This is a genomic window from Candidatus Micrarchaeia archaeon (assembly GCA_041650355.1).
Classification (GTDB): domain Archaea; phylum Micrarchaeota; class Micrarchaeia; order Anstonellales; family Bilamarchaeaceae; genus JAHJBR01.
In genome coordinates this window covers 1-22,790 of sequence record JBAZLI010000006.1, presented here as the reverse complement: position 1 = coordinate 22,790, position 22,790 = coordinate 1, and the positions used below count along the sequence as shown (strand labels likewise).

The window sequence follows — 22,790 nt, the reverse complement described above, 5'->3', positions numbered from 1 at the left end:
GGAGCTGACCAAGCTCAAGATTCACGCGAAGGAGACCGGCCTGCTCATGATTGGCGGCGGCGTGCCTAAAAATTTCACCCAGGACGTGGTGGTCGCGACGGACATCCTCGGCGAGGAAATGCCCATGCACAGATATGCGATACAGCTCACTGTCGCGGACGAGAGGGACGGCGCTCTTTCCGGCTCCACCCTCAAGGAAGCCAGTTCCTGGGGCAAGGTCGAAACCACGTACGAGCAGATGGTTTGGGGTGAAGCGACAATAACATTCCCGCTCCTTGCGGCTTATGGATATCAGAAGAAGGGCGCGAGGAAGGCGAAGAACTTCGCCGCGATGTTCCAGAAAGCGGCGGTGGCTAAGGTGGACTGAGGTTTTCATCAGCTGCGCGTGTTGCGCAGCACTCTTTTAAAATAAACGCGCGGATTCACTACCATGTACGTCCAGAAAACCCTGTCCCGGACATTCGAGCTTCTGCGCGAAAACCCGATAAACATCGCAGTCTATTTCATCCCCCAGCTAGTTTTCGGGGCTGTTTTCTTCGCACTGTACCTGGTTGCCTACGCCGGGCTTATGTTCGGTTCGGCATCAATCGCACCCCTGTTCTCGGGCCAGGCCGGAACAATCGTGGCGGTGCTCGCCGGAATCCTCGCGCTCGCCGCCCTGGTGGCGCTGATTGCGCTCTCGGCGTTTTTCGCCCTCATGTTCAACAGGACCGCGTATCTTGCGTCCAAAGGCACCGCGCTCCAACTTAGCGCCGCGTGCTTCAGCGACCTTATAAGATACGCAAAATCCAACTTTTTCGCATACTTCAAGAACATGATTGCCGTGGCCGTGTTCTCTATAATCGTGATTGTAATCGCGGCGATTCCGCTCTTAGTTTTGCTGCTGGCCCCGCTGCTCACAATGGGCATGATCCCACCTATCCTTCTCTTGCCGCTCATGGCGATTTTCGGCATATTTCTTGCCATAGCCTACATTTTTGCGATAGCAGTTGCGAACACTTCCATGGGCATGTTCTTCATGGGCAAGGAAAGCACCGGCGCGCTTGAGCTCCTCAAATCCAGCATCTCCCTGCTGCGCGAGAATATCCCTGAATATGCGCTCATGATTCTCGCGTATGCCGCGCTTTCCATAGCGTTCATGGCAGCCTATTTCGCCACCTACATGACATTCTGCCTCATACCGGTCGCGCTCGGATTGGCTGTAGCATACCAGTTCGGATTGCAGGTCTCGATATTCGTGTTCCTTTCGAACCTGATTTCCAGGAAATAGCCTCTCGCTTCGCGTTTTTCGTTTTCCTTCCGGAGAGCCAGCGCTCACGCTAATTAGAGTAAAAATTTGGCTCGACCCAAACTTCAAGATTTACCAAGAATTCCTTGCAACTACCTATAACCTACCAGTTGGTAGATATTTAGAGGTGATCTATCCGCAGGTTCCCCTACGGATACCTTGTTACGACTTAGCCCTCCTCACGCATCTTCAATTCGAACCCGGCAATAACCGGGGCCTCATCGAAGACGCATTTGGATGACTTGACGGGCGGTGTGTGCAAGGAGCGGGGACGTATTCACCGCGGTATGATGAACCGCGATTACTAGGGATTCCACGTTCACGAGGGTGAGTTTCAACCCTCGATCCCAACCAAGACCGGATTTCAGAGATTAGCTCCGCCTCTCGGCGTTGCGACCCGTTGTTCCGGCCAATGTATGCCGCGTGTAGCCCACAGGATTCGGGCCATACTGACCTACCGTCGCCCACTCCTTCCTCCCATTTAACACGGGCAGTCCGTTTAGAGTGCACCCCTTCCGGAGAAAGAGTTAGCAACTAAATGTATGGGTCTCGCTCGTTGCTGGACTTAACCAGACAGTTTGTGCTCCTACTTGGCGTAGGATTCACACCACGAGCTGACGATGGCCATGCAGCACCTCTCAGCTTGTCAGGCAAGATCTTTAGTCTGGCCTTCATACTGCTGTCGCCTGTGGTGAGGTTCCTGGCGTTGTATCCAATTGAACCGTAGCATCCACCCCTTGTGGTGCTCCCCCGCCAATTCCTTTAAGTTTCAACCTTGCGGTCGTACTCCCCAGGCGGTAGACTTAACAACTACTCTACGGCACTTCCAGGGCTTACGCCATGGAAACACCAAAGTCTACATCATTTACAGCTGGGACTACTCGGGTATCTAATCCGATTTGCTCCCCCAGCTTTCGTTCCTCACCGTCGGACGCGTTTTGGGAAGACGCCTTGGCGCTTCGAAAGAAGCGACATTTTCGGTCGCAACCGAAGTTTCGCCACTGTAAGTCCTTCTGGGCTCAACGCATTTTACCGCTACCCCAGAAGTACTTCTTCCCTCCCCCGCTCCCAAACCCCACAGTATCCACTGCACGCGTTACCGTTAAGCGGCAACATTTCACAACGGACTTACAGGGTCGGCTACGAACGCTTTAGGCCCAATATTCGTGGGTATCACTCGAGGCGCTGGTGTTACCGCGGCGGCTGCCACCAGTCTTGCCCACACCCTTATTCTCCTAGCTTAATAACCGGCCGTGTGACGGCCGACGTTTACACTAGGCAAAAGGCACTAGCAAGAAGCTAATACCACTCAGAGTCCCCTCGTCACGCTTACGCGCATTGCGAAGGTTTCGCGCCTGCTGCATCCCGTAGGACTATGGCCCTTGTCTCAGTGCCATTCTGGGGGCCACCACTTCCATGGCCCCTACGGATTATCGGCTTGGTAGGCCGTTACCCTACCAACTACCATGATCCGCCGCAGTCCCATCCTGGGGCCGTTTGCTCCAATTCACAAACGGTTTGGTCGATCAAGCATTCCAGCATCGATCAACTATCGCGGGTTGTCCTCAGTTTCCCGAGGTTATCCACGTCCCAAGGTCAGGTTGACTACGTGTTACTCAGCCGTTTGCCGCCCATCCAAGTGAATGGGCTGACTTGCATGGCTTAGTCGAACTCTGATAGCAATACCCTCCAGCAGGATCAACTGGAGTTACGAATTCAGGAGTTACTTAGGAATTGACAAGAGAGTAAATACTTTGTCGTTTAAACGACAAACCCCTCTCTTTGGCTCTTGAAGTCTGAGTCGAACCATGAAGGACATAGTTCCAACCGTTTTCTGAAAGCGAACAGTTAATCTGAGCAAGAAATACCCAGCTCATGAAATTTCGCCCGAAAAAATCGGTAAACCTTATATATGCTACGGGGTATTTATAAACATTTGCAAGCCGTTAAAGCATCCGTTCGCGCCAATCTCGCCGCATAGTTAGCAAAGCTGCCCTAACCACAATGTTTTAAATCTGAGGCAGTCAGATTATACTGTTTTCTCGTGTTAGAGAAATTTATCCCACCATAGCTCAATCAGATTCGCGTGCTCGCGAATACTTTCGCTATGGTGCGTGTAAGAATGTAGGAACAATTGGTCCTATTAATCCCACCATAGCTCAACGAATCGGACTGCTGTCCGAATGTTTCGCTCCGGTGGCTGGTCTGCATTTGCAGGATTGGTTTTTACTTGGCCCACCATAGCTCAATGGTAGAGCGATCGGCTGTAGCTTGCTTAACCGCGTTGAGCGGATACCGATAGGTTGCTGGTTCAAATGCGTTTTCGAAAGATTCGAATGGCTGAAAATCCGGCTGGTGGGAATTTAATTCTTTCTTGGAATTAAATATACTCAATGCCTCGGTGGTGTAGTGGTTAGCATTATGGACTGTCACTCCATCGACTCGGGTTCGAAGAGCCCTTCAGGGGGTGCGCCCCCTAAAGTGCTTCACCCCAAGCAACCCCCCATAAATAATTTTTAGGGTTGCCTCGGATGAAGCTTGGCTAGAAAATCCCGACCGGGGCGCTTTCTACTAAGAGAAATCTCTGCTAACTGTCTCAACAACACAGGGTATAAACTTTCCACCTGAAAAGTAATTGTTTTTGGACAGTGCCTTCTAATTATTTGACTGCTAGTGTCCTAATACATATGAAAATATGAGCGGTGCCACTATTGTTGCATCCGACTCAATCATAAATCTAGGGGTATTTGGCATAAGTTTGCCCCAAGTTATTTTCTCATTTGGCACTGCCCCAGAATAAGAGCCATAGCTAGTTGTAGAGTCGCTTATCTGGCAAAAATATGCCCACGGCGAAACATCCTCCAAGCGTACGTCCTGATTTATAAGCGGTACAGTGCATATTGGGAAGTCACCAGATATGCCCCCACCTATCTGGAAGAAACCTATTTTGCTTAATTTAGACTCTTTTTGATACCATGACACTAATTTTTTCATATATTCTAAACCTTCTTTCATAGTTCGCATATCCCTGATGTTTCCTTTGATGTGTTCTGCTACGAATACATTCCCCAGAGTGGAGTCTGCCCACCCTGGAACAAATATTGGTATGTCTTTTTCACATGCCGCAATGAGCCAACTATCTATGGGGTCTATAGAAAAATTTTTGTTCAATTCCCCGGAATGAATGAGCTCGTATATGCATTCATGTGGGAAAATTCTTTCTCCAATTGCATCATATTTTTTCCATATTGGCATAATCAATTTTTCTATTTTTCTCATTGCTTCATTTTCAGGTATGCACGTGTCAGTTACCCTATTTAGTCCTTTTTTTAGTAATTCAAACTCTTGTTCAGGAGTCAAATCGCGATAATTTCCAACCATCACATACTTATCATGCGCAACTAAATTGAAGAGATCTTCCTCGAGATTTGCGCCTGTTGTGCATATTGCATGTATCTTATCTTTGCGTATCATTTCAGCTAAAATTATTCCAAGCTCTGCGGTAGACATTGCACCCGCCATAGCAAGGAACATCTTACCGCCATCATCTATGTGCTTTTTATATGCTTTTGCTGCATCAACCAACTCCCTCGCATTAAAATGCTTGTAATTCCTTTCAATAAATCTAGATATTGTGTTTTCCATTCCGCATCCTCTTTTTTTGTTTAGTAAACCTATATGGTGGCAAACAGCTATATACCTTATGAACGCGCGCGTTCTTAAAATCAGTTAAATAATTTTTTAATCATTTTTAATAAGAAATAGTTTTTCCGCTTTTTCTGCAGGTCAACTTCACGTAAATGTAAACTATTTTTGACCATTTGTTTAATTATCAATTATTGAAATATCAAGGAAAAACGAGAGCAAAACACAATCAATATGCACCTGTGGTGCGATAAACTGACTTCGAGAGTTTCTAATTGTAAGCCGCTTCCAGCCAGGGCGCTTATTTTTATTTCTAATCTCCGTCTTCTGGTAGGTGCTCGCATGGACTCAGTTTTTGCCGCCGCAGCAATCATCTCGGGTTTGCTCGCGATATTAATTCCGATTTTATTCGCGTACAAATATTCCAAATCCAAAAAGCTCCCATTGAAAATCGCGCTCCTCGGAGCATTGTTTTTCATACTCGTGCAGGTGTTTCACGCCCCGTTCGTTCTGTTCACCCAGAGCTTCATCTATTACCTGTTCGCTCCATTGGGCGACCTGGCCGCAAAATTGGCCCTCGCATTCTATTTAGGGCTGATGGCCGCACTGTTCGAGGAATTGGCGCGCTATCTTATATTCACTAAAATAATGAAGGAGCGCACTTTGGAAAGCGCGAAGCTGTTCGGCTTGGGATGGGGCGGAGTGGAATCCATAATATTCGTGGGGATTCTCGCGACCGCGACCATTTTCGTGATGGACAATTTCTTCGCAACCACTGATTTAGCGACGTACAACCAGACGCTCATTTCCCAGGGGCTCACGCAGGAGCAGGCCCAGCAGACCATAGTCCAGCTCCAGGCGCAGAAGCTCCAGTTAGAGCAGTCCAACTCGTTCCTTCCGTTCCTCAGCCTCTACGAGCGCCTGCTCGCGATTGCGTTCCACGTGTGCGCCTCCATGCTCGTGATGAAATCAGTAATTGACAAAAACTTCAAAGGGCTCATGTTCGCCCTCGGGGCGCACTTCCTCCTAGATTTCGTGGCCGTGGTTTCCCTCATCTCCGGAAGTGCAATAGTGAGCGAAGCGGCGCTCACGCTCGTGGTCGCTGGAATCGTTCTGTTCACTGTGAAAACCCTCGGAGTGAAGAATTCCGATGTGGTTTCCTGCGCGTGAACTTTTTCCGGGAAAACCATTGTTTAAAAATATTCTCGCAGAAGGGAAAGCGAAAGTTGCCTGCGCTTAAAGCTAATAGAATGATGGTGGTCCGATGTTCGAGGATATCATACAAGCAGCAAAGACTGATTCTGCCCAGGGCCCGCAAAAGACCATTTCGGATGCGATAGCACCCACTCCGGCTGAGAACGAAGCAGTGCGCATCGCCGTAATCGGCGTCGGTGGCGCGGGCTGCAACTGCGTCAACCGCATGGTGAAGAACGGGCTGAAGAGCGCGGTCGCGATAGCAGTGAACACCGATTCCAAGCACCTCAAAATCACCGAGGCGCACAGGAAAATACTCATAGGCAAGAACATCACCAAGGGCCTCGGCGCAGGCGGAAGCCCGGAACTCTCCAAAAAGTGCGCCGAAGCCGACCTGGAACTGCTCAAGAAGGAAATAGGAGAGAACGAGCTTGTTTTCATATGTGCAGGCATGGGCGGAGGGACCGGAACAGGCGCCACGCCCACCATAGCCAGGGTGGCGAAAGAGCAGGGTGCAATAGTAATAGCGATGGTCACATACCCGTTCAACATCGAACGCTCGAGGCTCAGGATTGCGCAGAGCGGCATACGGGAGCTGGTGGGCATAGCCGACACTGTGGTTGTGATAGACAACAACCGGTTGCTCGCATACGCGCCGAACCTCCCGCTCAACCAGGCGTTCGAGCTTGCGGACTCGATAACAAGCCACGCCGTGATGGGGATATCGGACACGATAATGTTCCCGAGCCTGATGAATGTGGATTTCGCCGACGTGAAGGCTGTGATGCAGAACGGCGGCATAGCGTTCATATCCATCGGGGAGGGGAACGGCCACGACAAGGTCCAGAACGTGATAAAGAACACGCTGGAGCATCCGCTCCTGGATGTGGATTACGAGGGCGCGAAAGGGGGCCTGCTGCACATCGAGGGCGGCGCGGACCTCACGCTCGGGGACGCGATATCCATAGGCAATGGAATCACATCGAGCTTCGACGAGAACGCCAGCGTGAAAGTGGGGGCGAGGATAAATCCTGAATTGAAGAACGCCGTGCGCGTCACCTCCATCGTGGTGGGCGTGAAATCGCCCATGATGCTCAAGCGGGAAGATTCCGGCGGCATAGTGCACCTCACGGACGAGGACCTCTCCGGGCTCTGATTTTCTGATGGTGTTTCTCCATGATTGAATTCAATTTCGCATACGCGCTATCAGTGATTCTCTTTTCGTCCTTCCTGCCGGGCGCGCTCCTTTCAGCGGCCGTTTTTAGGAAAAGCGATTTCTCCTGGCTGGAAAAAGCGCTCATCGGCGCAGCAATCGGATGGATACTCCAGGGCACCCTGCCTTTCCTGGAATTCATAATACTAGGGGTAAGCTTTTCGCACACCCTTGCGCTGGCCAATTCCGCAATTCTTTACGTTCTTGCGGCAGCCGCACTGGTTCTCTCTTTCGTGAAGGAGCCCTTCAGGCTTCCTGAATTCCAGCCGCAGCAAATAGCCTCGGACTACAAGAAATACATAATTCCCGCCCTTGTGCTCCTGCTTTTCTTCCTAAATTTCTGGGTGCGCGTGCAGTCCCTCAGCCCGATATTCCAGGAACTGGACCCCTACTATTATCTATACTCGACCCAGCAGGTAGTCACCCTGGGGCAGAATCCGCTGGACGACCAGACTTCATGGTACAATCCACATGGCATTACACCTAATACAGTAAACCACAGGACGGTACCGCTGCTGACATACATGGAGGCGACGTGGTATTCGCTCTATTCAGGGAGCCAGGGATACAGCAATTACATCCTTTCCCTGGTCGCCAACCTGTACCCGCCCTTCGCCGCGGCTTTCGCGTGCTTTTTCATTTACCTGGGGCTCCGCGCCTGGTGCAGGGAAGAATACGCGCTTATCGCGTCAGCCATAGCATCCTTTGTACCCATATTCATAATGAAATTGATGGCCGGCGAGGCAGAAATCCAGCCCTACGCCTTCTTCGCTCTGGCGATGACATTCGCATTCCTGCTCTGGGCGCACAAGAAGCAGAGCCTGCTTTACGCCGCGCTCGCCGGGTTGGGATATTTCGCGGTCAGCATGGGGAGCTCCTCCGAAGTCGTCGCAGTAACCGCGTTCATGCTTTTCACCGTCGCGCAATCAGCCACCATGTTCTGGCTCAAGAAGGACCTTGAAAACTTCTTGAAAATCACAGGAGTGTTCCTCGCATTCCCGCTGCTCGCAGCAGCCTCGAAATGGGCGTTCTACGGCTCCCCGCCGGTTTCCTACACTGCCGTTGCGATACTCGCGGGTCTCGTAGTTGCAGTGCTCTACGCGCTCCAGAAATACAAGTTCGAGGAGAAGAGCTTCGGCCCTGACGCGCCGTCCTATGCAATCGCGGCTATCGCGATAGCCGCGTTCATGGTGTTCGCATTCACCCCTGTCGGCGGGCTGGTGAAGAACATGGCAATAGGCAGCCTGCAGATAGCCGAGTTCAACAAGCCCCTGGACAGGACGATTGCAGAGCAGGGCGTGAGCGGGTCGGTGTTCGAACCCCAGCTGGGCTTCATCGGCAAGATATTCGACCACGGGATATACGTTTATGTGGGATACATCTTTGCAATCCCGTCCTTCATAGCCAACGCCGGCTTCATTCTTTTCTCATTGCTGCTCAACACCCTTCTCGGCACGACGATAAACTTCGGCGAGAAGGAGAACAGCGTGCTCACGGGCCTGCTCTTCTTCGCGATGCTCGCCTCGGTCTACGGGCTCTACCGCATGATTTACAAGAAAGAGGACAACATGGCGTGGTTCTTCGTAATGCTCCTCTTCCCAGTGGCGCTCATAGGGCTCCTCAAGGCAAAATACGTCATATACCTTGGTTTCATGGTCGCCTTCACACTCGGATTCATTCTCGAAGAGCTTGAGAGGTTCCTTTCCGAACTTTTCGTCAAGAGCGAGGGTGGGAGGAAGAACCTTTTCTACGCGTTGGTGCTGATAGGCGCGTTCTTCGCATTCATGCAGTTCAACGAGAGCCTCGCGCCCAACCTCCTGAAAGCCAGCACCGCGGTCCGCTTCCAGGACAACCCCGCGCTGTTCGGGGAGAAGTTCACGGACATGTGCGACCAGCTAAGGCTCCAGGGCGCGACCGAGACGCAGATTGCGGCAATATGCGCGGCAGGGAAGGATCCCGTGGGATTCGCGAACAGCAGCGTGAGCAACCAGTACAACCAGCAGCTCTGCGTATATTCCCAGCTCAAGGACCCGAGCGGAGCAGGGGAAGACGTGATAGGGCCTTCTTACAGGTGCGAGCGCATAACGGACTACTGGCTGGACAGCATGGAGTGGATACGCTACCATACCGAAAACGACTCGCGCACCACCAGCTGGTGGGACTACGGCCACTGGATCAATTTCTTCGGCCAGAAGGACGCGGTGATAAGGAACGACCACGTGAGCACTGAAATGATAGGGGAGATAGCCCATGATTACGTGAGCGGCTCGCCCCAGGAACTCGCGGCGGACATGAAGGCTTACGGCTCCAGGTACGCGCTCTTCGACGGCGAACTGATATTGAGCGGAAGCTCCTTCGGCGGAAAATACGGCGCCCTGAATTACCTCGCATGCGCCAGGAACAACCAGACCAGCGTCAACCGCTCCACGGGCTCGAGCATGTGCGAATTCGAGCACCTGTGGACCCAGGTCTACATCCCGGCCAGTCCCGGATCCTCGGACGCGTGCCAGATAAGCTACGAAACGAAAGGGGCCATCGCGTACCTGCTCAAGATAACCGAAACCCCCACAGGAATCGCATTCGAAAGGGAGCCGAGATTCTGCCTCGGGCAGGCCCTTATGGCCGACGGGAACGCCACCGCGGCGCTCTACGACATGGATTCCCGCTCCGCGGATGGGGCGCTCAAGCTCCACAAGGCGTTCCTGAAATACGATTACAGCACGGACGACAAGAAATGGAACATATTCACCCTGCTCTACACCCGCGACCCGGTGTGGCTCGAGAACGGAACGAGAACCGACGGATGGGCGGACAGGACCGGAAAGTTCTACGACTCGAACCTGTACAACGCGTTCGTGCTCGGCGAGCTGCCGGGCTTCGATTTCGTCTACGAGACTTCAGACGGCCTGGTCAAAATATTCAAAATACAGGGGTAGAGCGGATTCCGGGCATATAAAATACCTTTTTATTACTTTCCATTCCTATATGCGCAAATCAGATTCACGGTGAGTACATGGATTTTTTGAGGATTGACGAGGACGAAGACTGGGAAGACGAGGACTTCGACGATGACGAGGAGGAAGAAGAGGAGGAAGAGTCCTAGCTAATTTTTCACCTGTTCCCTATTTTGTTTTTCATTTTATTCCTGGCTGCTTTTAAAGTGTTTTTCAAAAGCATAGCAACTGTAAGCGGCCCCACGCCGCCCGGCACCGGGGAAACATTCGCCTTTTTCTGCACTGTGGCATCCACGTCCCCCACTATCCTTCCGGCCAACCTTCTCGTTCCCGCGTCCACAACCCAGGCGCCTTGCTTCACCATCCCGGGCTTTATCAGGCCCGGCTTCCCTGCCGCTACAATGAGCACGTCGGCTTTTTTCGTGAATTCCGCGAGATTCCTTGTCCGCGAATGGCACACGCTCACGCTCGCGTTCCGGTTCAGGAGCATCGCCGAGACCGGCTTTCCCACGATGCTGCTCCTTCCCACGACCACTGCGTTGGCTCCTTCCAGCCGTACTTTGTAATGCTCCAGCAGGAGGATTATGCCTGCAGGGGTGGCAGGGACAAACGCTTCATCCTCGAGGTTGAGCACCACTTTGCCTATGTTCAACGGATGAAGGCCGTCAACGTCCTTTTCCGGGCGTATCCGTTCCATAACCGCGTCGGTGTCGATGTGCCCGGGGAGCGGAACCTGGACTATGAACCCATCAACTTTTTTGTCCTGGTTGAGCTTCTCAACGAGCGCGAAAAGCTCGCGCTCCCCAGTATCATTTGGAAGATGAAAAAGCCCAGTTTCTATTCCGGCCTTTTTCGCGGCTTCGATTTTTTTCCTCACGTATACCTGCGAAGGCGGGTCATTGCCCACTAAGATTATCGCGAGCTTCGGGCGCAGACGCATCCGCCCAGCCTCGGCTTTTATGTCATCTATTACGCGTTCGGCCAGAGCCTTCCCGTTCATGAGCATGACCTGAATTCTCTTCCGCCTTTTTAAATAGTTTCCCGAAATCGAACCCTTTTAATACTATTTTTGGAATTAACTCTGGAAGGTGCTGCTATGCTAATCGTCTTCGAAGGTATTGATGGGTCTGGAAAGGATACGCAACTCGAGCTGCTGAAGCGCGGCCTCAAATTCGATCATTTCAAGTACCCCACGAAAAAGTTCGGCATACTCAACGATTACCTGGAGAAAAAAATCGCGCTCGGCTCGAAATCCCTGTTCCACCTCTTCCTGGCAGACATAGCGAACGAGCAGGAAGCGGTTGCGAAATCCGAATTAGCTGTCCTTGACCGATATGTTTTTTCCACCATCGCGTACGAATTGGACGGGATAAACTACGCGAACGCGAAAAAGATAATCGAAGCGAGCAGTTTCCTTAAACCTGATTTGGTGATTTACCTGGACTTGACTCCGGAAATTTCCCAGGCGAGGAAAAGCAGGCAGAAGGCCCTGGACAGGTACGAGGAAAGTGCAAGCTACCTGGGGGGCGTGCGTGCAAACTATTTAAAATTGTTCAAGGATAAGTTCCTTACTGACAACTGGCGCCTAGTGGATGCCAGCAAGGGCATAGAAGAAGTGCATACGCAGATTCTCGCCACCCTGCGGGGCGCAGGCGTGAAATTCTGATTCTTGTTTCGTGTTTCGCAAAACAAGAGACCGAAGACACGAGACAGGAAACGGTCAGGTAGTCATAACTTGCTCCCATAGTCTAGCTCGGTCAAGGACGGTGGACTTTCAATCCACTAACTCGGGTTCAAAAGCTTTCGCTGACGCGAAAATTTGTCAGCAAGCTGACAATCCCGATGGGAGCGAATTTTTTCAATTTTGCAACTTGAGCGTGCAAACCCTTATTTAGCTTTCCGCCGAATTCGCCTCGGTGGTATTGATGCCGAAGAGAGCCAGGAAAGAGAAGCAGAAAGAGCCGGAGTTGCCTGAATTGGTGCACGTGAAGGATCCTGATTACAGAGAAGTTTATGCCACCGGAGCGCTCGGCGGCTTCGATTCCCAAGGCGGCTTCCACATCACCTTTTATTCCCCTAACCGGAAGCTTGAAACGTTAGGCAGGGAAGGCCCGCAGATAGTGGAGGTCTCGCACAAGGTGAAAATAATAGTGACTCCGGCCACGCTCAAGCACGTGCTCCTTTGGCTCACGAAGAGCCTCGAGGAATACGAATCGAAGTTCGGGAAGCTCCAGGAGCCCATACTACCTACGAGGGCAAGGATAATAGGGGCGCATCCTCCGGAAACGATGTACGGCTAGCCCCCATGCTTTTAAATTTTTCTTTTCCAACCATAATCCTGTTCCATCAGCATTTAGAGGTGAATCCATGATTGATGCAATACTTGCGGCCATGGGCGCAGGAATATTCGTTCTGCTGTACGCAGCCTACCTGGTCTACGCGATTCTCAAGGCCCCGCAGGGCAGCGAGAAGATGCAGGAAATAGCGAAAGCCATACAGGAGGGAGCCAACGCGTTCCTCACGAGGCAGTACAAGACACTGGTCCCGCTCGCGATAATTCTCGCATTGGTCATAGGGTATTTCATCGGATGGCAGACCGGCGCGGCATTCTCCGCAGGCGTGCTCACATCTGCGCTGGCAGGCTACGTGGGCATGATGGTCTCGGTGCGCGCCAACGTGCGCGTGGCTGAAGGAGCCAAGCAGGGGCTCGCGAAAGCCCTCGGGCTCGCGTTCAGCGGCGGCGCAGTTACAGGGATGGCCCTCATAGGCCTCGGCCTGGTCTCGGTGAGCGGGCTCTACGCGGTTTTCGGCGTGATTCCGCTCATAGGGTTCGGTTTCGGGGCGTCCCTAATATCACTATTCGCAAGGGTCGGGGGGGGCATATACACCAAAGCTGCGGATGTTGGCGCGGATTTGGTCGGAAAAATAGAAAAGGGAATTCCTGAAGATGATCCCAGGAACCCAGCAGTGATAGCAGACAACGTAGGGGACAACGTAGGGGACTGCGCAGGAATGGCGGCGGACGTGTTCGAGTCCTTCGTGGTTACCATCATCGCCGCAATACTCATCGGCTCAGCGCCAGGAATGCCGCCCGAGTACGCGTCATACCCGCTCCTGATTGCAGCCATAGGCGGGGTCGCGAGCGTGTTCGGCTCGTTCCTGGTGAGCGTGGGCCCGGACAAGAAGATAATGAACGCTTTCTACAAGGGGATACTCGGCACGGCAGTGCTCATGGCGATAGGGGCATATCTTGCAATAAGCAAGATGGAGCTTTTCGCATCCGCATTAGTGGGAATAGCCGCGACCGCGCTGATTTTCCTGATAACTGAGTATTACACCGCAAAGGAGCACAAGCCTGTGCAAAGCGTTGCCAACGCGGCCAAGACCGGCGCAGGAACGAACCTCATCCAGGGGCTCGCGGTGGGGATGGAATCCACCGCGCTGCCGGTGCTCCTCATAGTGGCCGCGATAGCCATATCGTTCAAGCTCGCGGGCATATATGGAATCGCGTTTGCTGCGGCCTCGATGATTTCGCTGAGCGGAATAGTGATTGCGATAGATTCGTACGGCCCGATAACAGACAACGCGGGCGGCATAGCGGAGATGTCCGGGCTTTCTGAAAAGGTGCGCGCGATTACCGATGAATTGGACGCGGTAGGCAACACCACCAAGGCGACCACGAAAGGATTCGCGATAGCAGGCGCGGCGCTCGGCGCGCTCGCGCTCTTCTCGGCATTCGCAACCGACGCGAATATAACTAATGTGGATTTGCTCCAGCCCGCGGTCACCATAGGGCTTTTCATAGGCGCTTTGCTCCCATTCATTTTTTCCAGCATGCTCATGACCGCTGTTGGAAGGGCCGCGTTCTTCATAGTCGAGGAAGTGAGAAGGCAGTTCAGGGAGATAAAAGGATTGATGGAAGGAAAGGCAAAACCGGATTACGCGCGCGCGGTGGACATAAGCACGAAAACCGCGCTCAGCGAGCTCATGGTTCCAGGAATTCTCGCAGTGTTCACTCCCATAGTGGTCGGCCTGCTCTTGGGCCCTGAAGCGCTCGCAGGGCTTCTCGCAGGCGCGATAGCGTGCGGACTGCTCATGGCGCTGTTCATGAGCACCGCGGGAGCAGCCTGGGACAACGCCAAAAAATACATCGAGATGGGCAATTTCGGCGGAAAGGGGAGCGAAGCGCACAAAGCCGCAGTAATCGGGGATACGGTGGGGGACCCGTTCAAGGACACCGCAGGCCCTGCGCTGAACGCGCTCATAAAAGTCGTGAACACGGTTTCGCTGGTGTTCGTTGCCCTGATACTGAAATACGGGATAAAATTAATCTGAACCCATTGTTTCTATCCTTCCATTTCTATATTTTTTCATATTCCTTATTACTCCCGGCCTTTTTCTCAGACCTTTATCTTCCTCCTGTGCTTTAGGTAAATGGCGTATTCTATGTATTTCTTGTTCGCGATGTAATCCGCGAGCTTCTTCACCCTTGCCCTTTTCGCGTCAATCCCCTTCGCGACTTTTATGGAGAAAGAGTCGCTTCCAGCCCCGCTCCCGAAGGAAGTCATCAGTATCCTATCTCCGGCTTTCGCGCTGTCCAGCACGTTCGCCAGCCCGAGCATGGATGCTCCGGAGTATGTATTCCCTATTATGGGCGTGAGCAGCCCCGGAGTAATCTTCTCTGCAGGAATTCCCATCCTCTTCCCTGCTTCAAGCGGGAATTTCGCGTTCGGCTGGTGCAATACCACGTAATCGTAATCCTCCTGAGTCCTTCCCATCTTTTCCAGCAGGCCCTGCGTCGCATTAACCACGTGCTTGAAATACGCAGGCGGCCCGGTGAATCTTCCCCCGTGGCTGGGATAATCTGCGCGGTGCCTTCTCCAGAAATCCGGCGTATCAGTGGTGAATGAATACGTATCCTCTATTACCGCGATGCTCTCCCCGTCTTTTCCTATTATGAATGCGGCCCCCCCTGCCCCCGCAGAATACTCGAGCGCGTCTCCCGGGCGCCCCTGCGCAGTGTCAGAGCCGATGCCCATCCCATACTCAATCATCCCGCTCTTCACCATGCCCATGACCATCTGGATTCCAGCGGTCCCTGCCTTGCACGCGAACTCCAAGTCCGCGGCAGTGAGGTTTTTCGGGCCTGCGCCTATGGCTTCGGCAACTATGGTGGCGTTGGGCTTCACAGCATAGACCTTGCTCTCGCTTCCGACGTAAATCGCGCCGATTTTGCCCGCATCAATCCCTGCGTGCTTCACCGCGTTCCTCGCCGCCTCAACCGCAATGGTCGCGGAATCCTCGTCCACAGCAGGAACCGACTTCTCCTTTATCCCCAATCCTTTTATTATGCGGTCCGGGTCCTCGCCCCACACTCTCGCTATCTCTTCGGTCTTTATCCTGTAGTGCGGGACATACGCCCCATATCCGACTATTCCAACCATTACATCATCTCGCAATCGTTAAGCAGTAAATTCGTTGCTCGGAGCGGTTTATAATACTAACCTTGGGGGTTTCGTCCATCGCCGAACCTCTGGCACTCCCCCGTATCCTGTAGCCTTTATGGTAAAAAGTTCCTACCCTAAGGTATAAATATCTTTACTATGATAAAACTAATGTTACCTATGGTTAAAATCTTCGAGCTTTTATCCAGCAGAAGCGTTTCCAGAATCATGAGCCACATGCTCGCCCGTCCGTCAACCAGTTTTTATGCGGCCCGGCTCTCCCGAGAAGCCCGCATATCCAAGCCCGCGGTCCTTTCATCCCTTAAAAGGCTGGAGAAAGCAGGCATTCTTACCCGCGCGCAAAACGGCAAGGAGATATTCTATTCTCTGGCGCAGAATTCAGCGATGATAAAACAGCTCAAGATCCTCCTTACTCTCTCCTCCATTTCCGAGCTCGTCCAGGATGCGGCGAAAGCCGCCCCCGAAGCGGAAATTTATATCTTCGGCTCCTCGGCCAGGGGGGAAGACACGGAAAAGAGCGACATAGACCTTCTAGTGGTAACCCAGGCACAGCCCAGCGCGTTTTCCCCTGTTTTCTCAAGGGCGAAGGGTCTCGGCATCAGGCCGGTTTTCTACACTTCCATGGAGTATGCGATGCTGTCGAGAAAGGACCCTGCGTTCTATGAACGGGTGGAGAAGGACAGAATAAGGGTGCTCTGATGGACTTCTCCTTCCTAATCTCGATGGGTTATGCAGCCAGAATAAAGCCGGACCCGGAACTTTGCAGGAAGGAGCTGAGCGAAGCAGAATACGACCTTGCCCTTGCAGGCAAGAGTTTTTCAGAAGCGGATTTCAAATGGTCAATAATAAAATCCTACTATTCAATGTTCCACGCTGCGAAAGGCGTGCTTTTCCTGCTCGGGCTCAAGGAGAAATCCCACGCCGGGGTTGCCGAGGCGCTCGAGATTCTGTCCAAGGCAGGTAAGCTCGAATCCAGATTTGCCAATGATTTCCGCGCCGCGATGAGCGCGCGGGAAGGCGCGGATTATTCATACAGCCATTCCAGGGAGCGCGCGCAAAACACGCTGGCTATCGCCGGTGATTTTGTGGCGAGAATGAAGACGCTTGCGGAACCAATCAAGCCAGGAACCGAGAACAGGAAACCGGGAACCGGAAAAACTTAATATCCCCAGCCTATATACTATTATGCCGTTCGGCCTCATCACGTTCCAGGAAGAACTGCGGATTTTCACCAGGGTAAGGGATTTCTACAGGCGCCTTTACCCGAAAATAACATTTTCGGAAGAGGAGCGCATGCTCCAGCACTCCGACATCGGCGAGGTGCTGTACACGTACGCAGGAGACGAGACCCAGCCGCTCGCGGCCGACAGGCACGCCGAGCTGGAAAAGTACATAAGCAGGTCCCATGTGCCGGCGATAATCCTGAAAAAGGGCAAAACTCTCATACTGCTCGACGGCCACAGAAGGCTGCGGTTCGCGTGGCGCAACAGGATTCCGTGGAAGGCGCTCATGCTGGTGCCTGGAAAAGGGAGGAAGTTCGCGATAGAAGAAACCGTGATGGGCCGGATAGCAGATATGTACTGATTAAGGGAATTTGGGAGCGATTACGTCTCGTGTCCACATTTTTCAGGGACACTTGACGAATAGCATTCAATTGTTTATAAACAATTGTTTATAACGGATGAGAAACCTTTTTAAAACTTGCCTTTCGACATACTTTACCCTCCCAGAGGCGTGTCCTACTGAGAGGACCTTAGGGGCTTTCTCTAAGGGAATTTGGGGACCAAGGCAAGCCGCCCGGTAATCGTTTTGCGTGCGCGCATCCCGCGTGCATGCGTAGTCCCCTACAGCCGCGCAGCAACCCGCTGCGCGGGCGGCAAGGAGTTTCCTCCTGCCAAGGCAGGGCGGCTAAAAAAAGAAAAAAGGTGAAAGAATGAAAGGAATAAACCTGAAAAAAATTGGCGCGATCGTCGCTGGAGCGACAATCCTGGCCAGTTCGGTGGCTTTCGCCGGCCTTATGTATGAAAATAAGGAGCTGGTAGACGCCAACGGACAGCCGGTTGCCAAAGTTGTGCTGGGAAGCGATGCCCAAGCCTCGGACGGAGCAGTTGCAGGCGCAATAGCCGCAAAGCTCGCGAGCGCGGCATACGCGAAGAAGACCCTGACCGCGGCAGTTGCGAATGACGCAACGTGCACCACAAGCGGAGCTACGGGCAACGGCACCTGCGCGATAAGCAACGAGAAAGTCACCCTGGAAGTAACTGTTCCGGGAGCGGCCAACTCGGGCATCCACGCGTTCGTGACCGACATCGGCGACTTCATCGACAGGCAGCCGGAGAACAGGGAGAACACCCTTGCCGACGACCTCTTTGAACTCACCGAGTCCGAAACTGACGCTGACGCCAACCCGTTCAGCGACGGTCTCGGCGGCTCGATTGGGCTGGGCGACGAGGACATGTACAGGATAAGCGGCACTGACTACGCGCCGTTCGCGACCAAGACGATCAGCGACCCGAACACGGGCGACACCTATACTGAATACCAGAGGGCGTACGTGAAGGGCGTGACTGAATACGTGGACGCGGACAAGGCAATCGAGGCTACCCCGAGCCTGTTCCTCTACCAGGTGAAGTTCGACGACAGCAAGCACTTCGGTATCCCGGTGTGCACCTCTGACGAGGACAGCGACGGAAACTGGGCAGACTGCGCGAACGGAGACCCGGAGTACACGGGCAAGCACAGGGTGAAAATCCAGTTCCTCGGAAGCGAGTGGATAATCACTGAAATGGCTCCGGCAGGAACCACCACGAGCACAGATGAAGTGGTCGCAGGAGGCACAGTGAAGCTCGCGAAAGAGAGCGTTTACGGCATCGTGAACGTGGGCGAACAGCTCACGAGCAAGGACGGCCAGCTCAAAATCAGGCTGGACGATATATCCACCCAGGTAGGCACGACTAACACCCACCCGGCGATTATCACCTTCCTTGACGCGAACGGAAACGTGCTCGCGCAGGACCAGATTGACCCAGGCTCCACGGTAAAGAAGACCATCGGAGGCAAGACCTACAGAATCAGGGTTTATCAGACTGCCCCTGGTTACACCTTCGGCGCAAAGTGGGCTGAAATGGCAATGCTGGAGAGCGAACTCGAGCTCAAGGACGACGACACACTGCAATCCGACAATGATGTGAACGACGACTGGAATGTGCGCGTGTTCTGGAAAAACAAGGATGCGAGCGCGTCCGAGGACGACGTTGACCACTGGAGGGCAGTTCTGCTCTACAGAAGCTCTTTCGGCGACTCGCTCGTTGCTGGCAACAGCGTGAACATGGCTGAGGACCCGGTGGCATACAAGCTCACCTACAAGGGACTTGACCTCACGAGCAGCGACTACGACTCGTTCAAGGTCGCGACAGCAACCACCACGAGCCTAACGTTCGTGGACGGAAGCACATGCTCCCTGGCGAGCACCGAGTACCTGAAAATGACCTCGGGAGTTGACGACGGGTTCCAGTACACCGGCACCATCCAGTATGGCGACACCGGCACCGGCACAGGCAAAGGAAAGGAAGTTTTCTACCTCCTGGCCAGCTCGTGCGGTGCAAACCTTGACGCTGGAGACATAATAATGAAGAAGAGCGGCTCCAACCCGACAAGGTACCTCGGCTTCGACACTGACGGCGATGCTCCGGAAATAAAGTATAAAACCGCAGGCAGCAGGGCGACTGACACCGAGGGTGGCGTTGTTCTGTTCGTGAACAGCGGCGGACCCGGCAGCGCTCAAGGCGATGACAGCAGCCCCGAGTTATGGCTCTACGAGGACATCGGCACCGCTTACGACAGCGGACCGACCGAGTTCAGCCACGCGGTCACGTCAATGAGCTTCTACTACGATTACGTAGACAAGAAGTTCTATTCTACGACTGGCGACCCTGACGACGACAAGATTGAGTTCATTCTTGGCGACGCATACACCTTCGATGGCCAGGTAGGATACTCGGACGTGAGCACATACGAGACCGGCTTCATTTCCCCGAGGGGAACGAAGTTCAAGTCCATGTCCTCTTCGTCAGTGCAATTCGACGTTGCCAAGAGGGTAGGGAAGGCCAAGTATGAGTTCGCGACCGTAACTTCCGCAAACCAGAGCGCAACCGCGACCCAGCTAACCCTTTCAGAGGGTCAGACGGGCCAAGTCGGTGACGTAACCATAAAGGTCCTGTCAATCGACGAGACCGTTGGTGCGTGCGCAGCGACCGGAGGTTCAGCCACCTGCACAGTGCCGAAGGACCAGCTCAGCGCGGTGATAATGCCGGACAACGCAGCGAGCGTTTCCGCGATAACACCGTACACGGGCTTCACACCGAAGCTCGTCGTCCTTGATAAGGACGCGGCTGCCGTCAGCACGGGCGTGCTCATTACCGTCGGAGGCGACCAAGTGAACACGGTGACCAAAGACGCCATGTCTGGCGCGGGCATCGACTTCACGGCCACACCGGTGGTAACGAAGGTGGTCGGCAACAAGATAATCGTTGCCGGTCTCACGGCTGCAGACACTATCGCCGCGGGCGACCAGTTCCTGGCAGCAGTGACCGCACAGTAATTTGCCTGAACGGGCCGGTAAAACGGCCCCTTTCCTTTTATCAGGAAAAGGCAAATTTTTTCTTTTTCTCCATTTTTCTCTTCCGCTTAGCTGGCGCTCTGCGTCACACTGCTTTTAAATTATTGTATCCTTTATTTGTCCAAGGCCCAGGTATCGTTGGTGAGATATATGCGTAGAACCCCCCTATTGCTCGTCCTTGTTCTGGCGTTTGCGCAATGCGCGTTTGCAGAATACCATTATTCCCTGCTTAGGCTTTCAGGCCCGATAACCGAAGAGATGAAAAGCTCGGTAATTTCTGCGGGATTTGACATAGCGGGCTACGCGGGAGATTATACATACATAGTGCGGGTGCCTGTGAACCGTCTGAGCCAGGCCAGAACCGGCGCGGTAATCGGCTTCGAGGAACTCGCTCCGATGGGCCCGGAGCTCAAAATCGCTTCATCCATCTCGTCCAAATCCGAGCTCACACGCCTGGAGGTGCTTCTTTTCCAGGGCGAAGATGCAGATGCGATTCTTGACGAAATAAATGCGATAGCCCCTGCGGAAAAATACAACGACGAATTGATTACGGTAAAATCCGCGACCAACGAGCAGATGCGGCAGATTGCTGGAATACAGGGGATAATGTTCATTGACGAATACCATTCAAAAGAGATTTTCAACGATTACGCGGCTCCGACTCTGGGAGCCACCAACACCTGGTCTGTGCTGAACGTAACCGGCAACGGAGTGATTGTCGGAGTTGGGGACACAGGACTGGATACTGGAAATCTAGCTACCATCCATCGTGACATACGTGGAAGAGTAGTGAACATAAGCGCGTGGTGCGATGGACGCACCTGCTCTGATAATCCAACGGGCAGAGATACGATGGGACATGGAACACATGTAGTAGGTTCTGTATTGGGTAATGGTACTATCAATCCATTGATTAAGGGAATGGCACCCAAAGCGAGACTATTCATGCAAAGTATAGGAAATGGAGGTGATTACGTATACCCCCCCGATGATTTAAGGGAACTTTTTCAGGAAGCAAAAAACCAAGGCGCAATCATACACACGAATTCTTGGGGTAGTTCGGTTGGTGGTGCATACACCTCGGATTCATACTACGTTGACCTTTTCTCAAATTCAAGCAAAGATTTCACAATTTTCTTCAGTGCAGGAAATAGCGGTCCAAGCTCAAACACTATAGGTTCCCCCGGAACTGCAAAGAATGCGGTAACAATAGGCGCAGTAGGAACAGCGCGCCCCTCCTCGCCAGTAGATCCTAGCACAATAGCGTCCTTTTCCTCGCGTGGAGCCACGGATGACGGAAGGATAAAGCCGGACTTGGTTGCACCAGGTATGTACATACTTTCTACTCTATCCTCTCTAGCTGGTTCGAATCCATGTAGTAGCTGGGGAGGTTATGATTCTTATTATGCCTTTTGCGGTGGCACCTCTATGTCTACACCGCTTTCAGCGGGCACAGGGGCACTGGTGACCGAGTACCTGAAGACAAGGCGTTCCTGGGCGCACCCTTCATCCGCGCTAATCAAGGCGGTACTGGTCGCGGGCGCGGACCAGGTTCCTGCCTACGGCGACCTGCCGAACAACGTAGTGGGATTCGGGAGGATAAACCTAACAAAATCCCTTGCAATCAGCGCGAATTACACGATGAACTTCTCGGACAGGCAGTACAACCTCACCACGGGCCAGTCAAGGACATTCCAATTTGCTGCCAACGCCAGCGTTACTCCGAAATTCGCTTTGGTGTGGACCGACCCAGCGTGCTCAGTGAATTGCAATACGAAGGCCCTTGTGAATGATTTGGACCTCAAAGTGACTCTTCCTAACGGCTCATGGTATTACGGGAACAAGCACACGCTCAACCTCGCTGCGGCAAGCGCGGACCGCGTGAACAACGTGGAGCTTGTGATAGTGGATTCACCAATGGCAGGCACGTACACCGTAACTGTTTCAGCATACAATGTCCCGAGCGGCCCGCAGGACTTCGCCCTCGTGGCCATTTACGCGTCCGGCCAGGGCTCTTCGAACGCCCCAAACTCCACGAACCTGACCGCATGCGCTACCCTTAACCGCTCCAATACGATATACACTCTCGCTTCGAACGTGGATTCCTCGGGAACATGCTTCACCTTCGCCGCGGATAACATAACGCTGGACTGCCGCAACCGCTCCATAACCGGAACCGGAACCGCCGGGACTTCAGGAGCGCTCGTACAGAATTACGACGATGCCAGCGTGAAGAACTGCACAATCTCCGGTTACGGCTACGGCATCAGGATATCCAACTCGTCCGGAACCGAGGTTACGTACAATTCGCTCCATGAAAATGGAATCGGAATTTCGTTATCCTCTGCTTCAAGCGGCATCATCTCGGGTTGCACCGTACGCGACAATTCTGATTACGGCATATCTGCCACAG

Annotated in this window: 16 protein-coding genes, 3 tRNA genes and 1 rRNA gene; 16 read left to right on the top strand and 4 right to left on the bottom strand. The window is 53.1% G+C overall.

Annotation, left to right across the window (positions count from 1 at the left end; translation table 11 throughout):
* Both WC488_01005 and WC488_01000 read left to right on the top strand, forming a co-directional pair.
* On the top strand, positions 1–367 hold a 367-nt coding region (locus WC488_01005; GenBank protein MFA5076984.1), incomplete at its 5' end, for a deoxyhypusine synthase family protein.
* Positions 368–430: 63 nt separating this feature from the next.
* Positions 431–1,270 (top strand): hypothetical protein, encoded by an 840-nt coding sequence (locus WC488_01000; GenBank protein MFA5076983.1) that lies wholly within the window; start codon positions 431–433, stop codon positions 1,268–1,270.
* 140 nt (positions 1,271–1,410) lie between these two features.
* Here the strand turns inward: WC488_01000 and WC488_00995 are convergent.
* Positions 1,411–2,997: ribosomal RNA gene (locus WC488_00995) — 16S ribosomal RNA — on the bottom strand.
* A 525-nt stretch (positions 2,998–3,522) separates the two neighbouring features.
* On the opposite strand from WC488_00995, the gene WC488_00990 reads away from it, so the two are divergent.
* Together WC488_00990 and WC488_00985 are read left to right on the top strand one after the other, a co-directional pair.
* A tRNA-Tyr gene (locus WC488_00990) sits at positions 3,523–3,649 on the top strand.
* A gap of 34 nt (positions 3,650–3,683) precedes the next feature.
* A tRNA-Asp gene (locus WC488_00985) sits at positions 3,684–3,852 on the top strand.
* 106 nt (positions 3,853–3,958) lie between these two features.
* On the opposite strand, the gene WC488_00980 is transcribed toward WC488_00985, so the two are convergent.
* Positions 3,959–4,933, bottom strand: coding sequence for a deoxyhypusine synthase family protein (locus WC488_00980; GenBank protein MFA5076982.1), 975 nt, complete (start codon positions 4,931–4,933; stop codon positions 3,959–3,961).
* A 342-nt stretch (positions 4,934–5,275) separates the two neighbouring features.
* Between WC488_00980 and WC488_00975 the strand changes: the two genes are divergently transcribed.
* The 3 genes from WC488_00975 (at position 5,276) to WC488_00965 (ending at position 10,276) form a co-directional block, all read left to right on the top strand.
* The gene (locus WC488_00975; protein MFA5076981.1) at positions 5,276–6,103 is read left to right on the top strand and encodes a YhfC family glutamic-type intramembrane protease; all 828 of its coding nucleotides are present in this window, start codon (positions 5,276–5,278) and stop codon (positions 6,101–6,103) included.
* A 94-nt stretch (positions 6,104–6,197) separates the two neighbouring features.
* Positions 6,198–7,283, top strand: a complete 1,086-nt coding sequence (ftsZ, locus tag WC488_00970) for a cell division protein FtsZ (protein MFA5076980.1) — start codon at positions 6,198–6,200, stop codon at positions 7,281–7,283.
* Between the two features lie 20 nt (positions 7,284–7,303).
* The gene (locus tag WC488_00965) at positions 7,304–10,276 is read left to right on the top strand and encodes an STT3 domain-containing protein (GenBank protein MFA5076979.1); all 2,973 of its coding nucleotides are present in this window, start codon (positions 7,304–7,306) and stop codon (positions 10,274–10,276) included.
* 175 nt (positions 10,277–10,451) lie between these two features.
* Here the strand turns inward: WC488_00965 and WC488_00960 are convergent, their stop codons facing one another.
* Positions 10,452–11,300 carry a bifunctional 5,10-methylenetetrahydrofolate dehydrogenase/5,10-methenyltetrahydrofolate cyclohydrolase gene (locus WC488_00960; GenBank protein ID MFA5076978.1) on the bottom strand — a complete coding sequence of 283 codons (849 nt, stop codon included), beginning with the start codon at positions 11,298–11,300 and terminating at the stop codon, positions 10,452–10,454.
* 90 nt (positions 11,301–11,390) lie between these two features.
* Here WC488_00960 and tmk point away from each other — a divergent pair, with 90 nt between their 5' ends.
* The 4 genes from tmk (at position 11,391) to WC488_00940 (ending at position 14,629) form a co-directional block, all read left to right on the top strand.
* Positions 11,391–11,960: a dTMP kinase gene (gene tmk, locus WC488_00955; protein ID MFA5076977.1), complete on the top strand. Its 570-nt coding sequence runs from the start codon at positions 11,391–11,393 to the stop codon at positions 11,958–11,960.
* Positions 11,961–12,031: 71 nt separating this feature from the next.
* Positions 12,032–12,145: transfer RNA gene (locus tag WC488_00950), tRNA-Glu, on the top strand.
* Positions 12,146–12,219: 74 nt separating this feature from the next.
* The gene (locus WC488_00945; GenBank protein MFA5076976.1) at positions 12,220–12,594 is read left to right on the top strand and encodes a DUF3467 domain-containing protein; all 375 of its coding nucleotides are present in this window, start codon (positions 12,220–12,222) and stop codon (positions 12,592–12,594) included.
* Between the two features lie 67 nt (positions 12,595–12,661).
* Complete coding sequence (locus WC488_00940; GenBank protein ID MFA5076975.1) at positions 12,662–14,629, top strand: sodium-translocating pyrophosphatase; 1,968 nt, start codon at positions 12,662–12,664, stop codon at positions 14,627–14,629.
* Positions 14,630–14,694: 65 nt separating this feature from the next.
* Here the strand turns inward: WC488_00940 and WC488_00935 are convergent, their stop codons facing one another.
* Complete coding sequence (locus WC488_00935; protein MFA5076974.1) at positions 14,695–15,738, bottom strand: hydroxymethylglutaryl-CoA synthase; 1,044 nt, start codon at positions 15,736–15,738, stop codon at positions 14,695–14,697.
* 180 nt (positions 15,739–15,918) lie between these two features.
* Here WC488_00935 and WC488_00930 point away from each other — a divergent pair, with 180 nt between their 5' ends.
* From WC488_00930 to WC488_00910, 5 genes are all read left to right on the top strand, one after another.
* On the top strand, positions 15,919–16,458 hold the full coding sequence (locus WC488_00930) for a nucleotidyltransferase domain-containing protein (protein ID MFA5076973.1): 540 nt from the start codon (positions 15,919–15,921) through the stop codon (positions 16,456–16,458).
* Positions 16,458–16,922 (top strand): HEPN domain-containing protein, encoded by a 465-nt coding sequence (locus tag WC488_00925; protein MFA5076972.1) that lies wholly within the window; start codon positions 16,458–16,460, stop codon positions 16,920–16,922. Before WC488_00930 ends, WC488_00925 begins: the two co-directional genes overlap by 1 nt.
* Positions 16,923–16,944: 22 nt before the next feature.
* Entirely contained in the window at positions 16,945–17,343 is a 399-nt protein-coding gene (locus WC488_00920; protein ID MFA5076971.1) for a hypothetical protein, read from the top strand.
* 349 nt (positions 17,344–17,692) lie between these two features.
* Complete coding sequence (locus WC488_00915; GenBank protein MFA5076970.1) at positions 17,693–20,359, top strand: hypothetical protein; 2,667 nt, start codon at positions 17,693–17,695, stop codon at positions 20,357–20,359.
* A gap of 168 nt (positions 20,360–20,527) precedes the next feature.
* On the top strand, positions 20,528–22,790 hold a 2,263-nt coding region (locus tag WC488_00910; GenBank protein MFA5076969.1), incomplete at its 3' end, for a S8 family serine peptidase.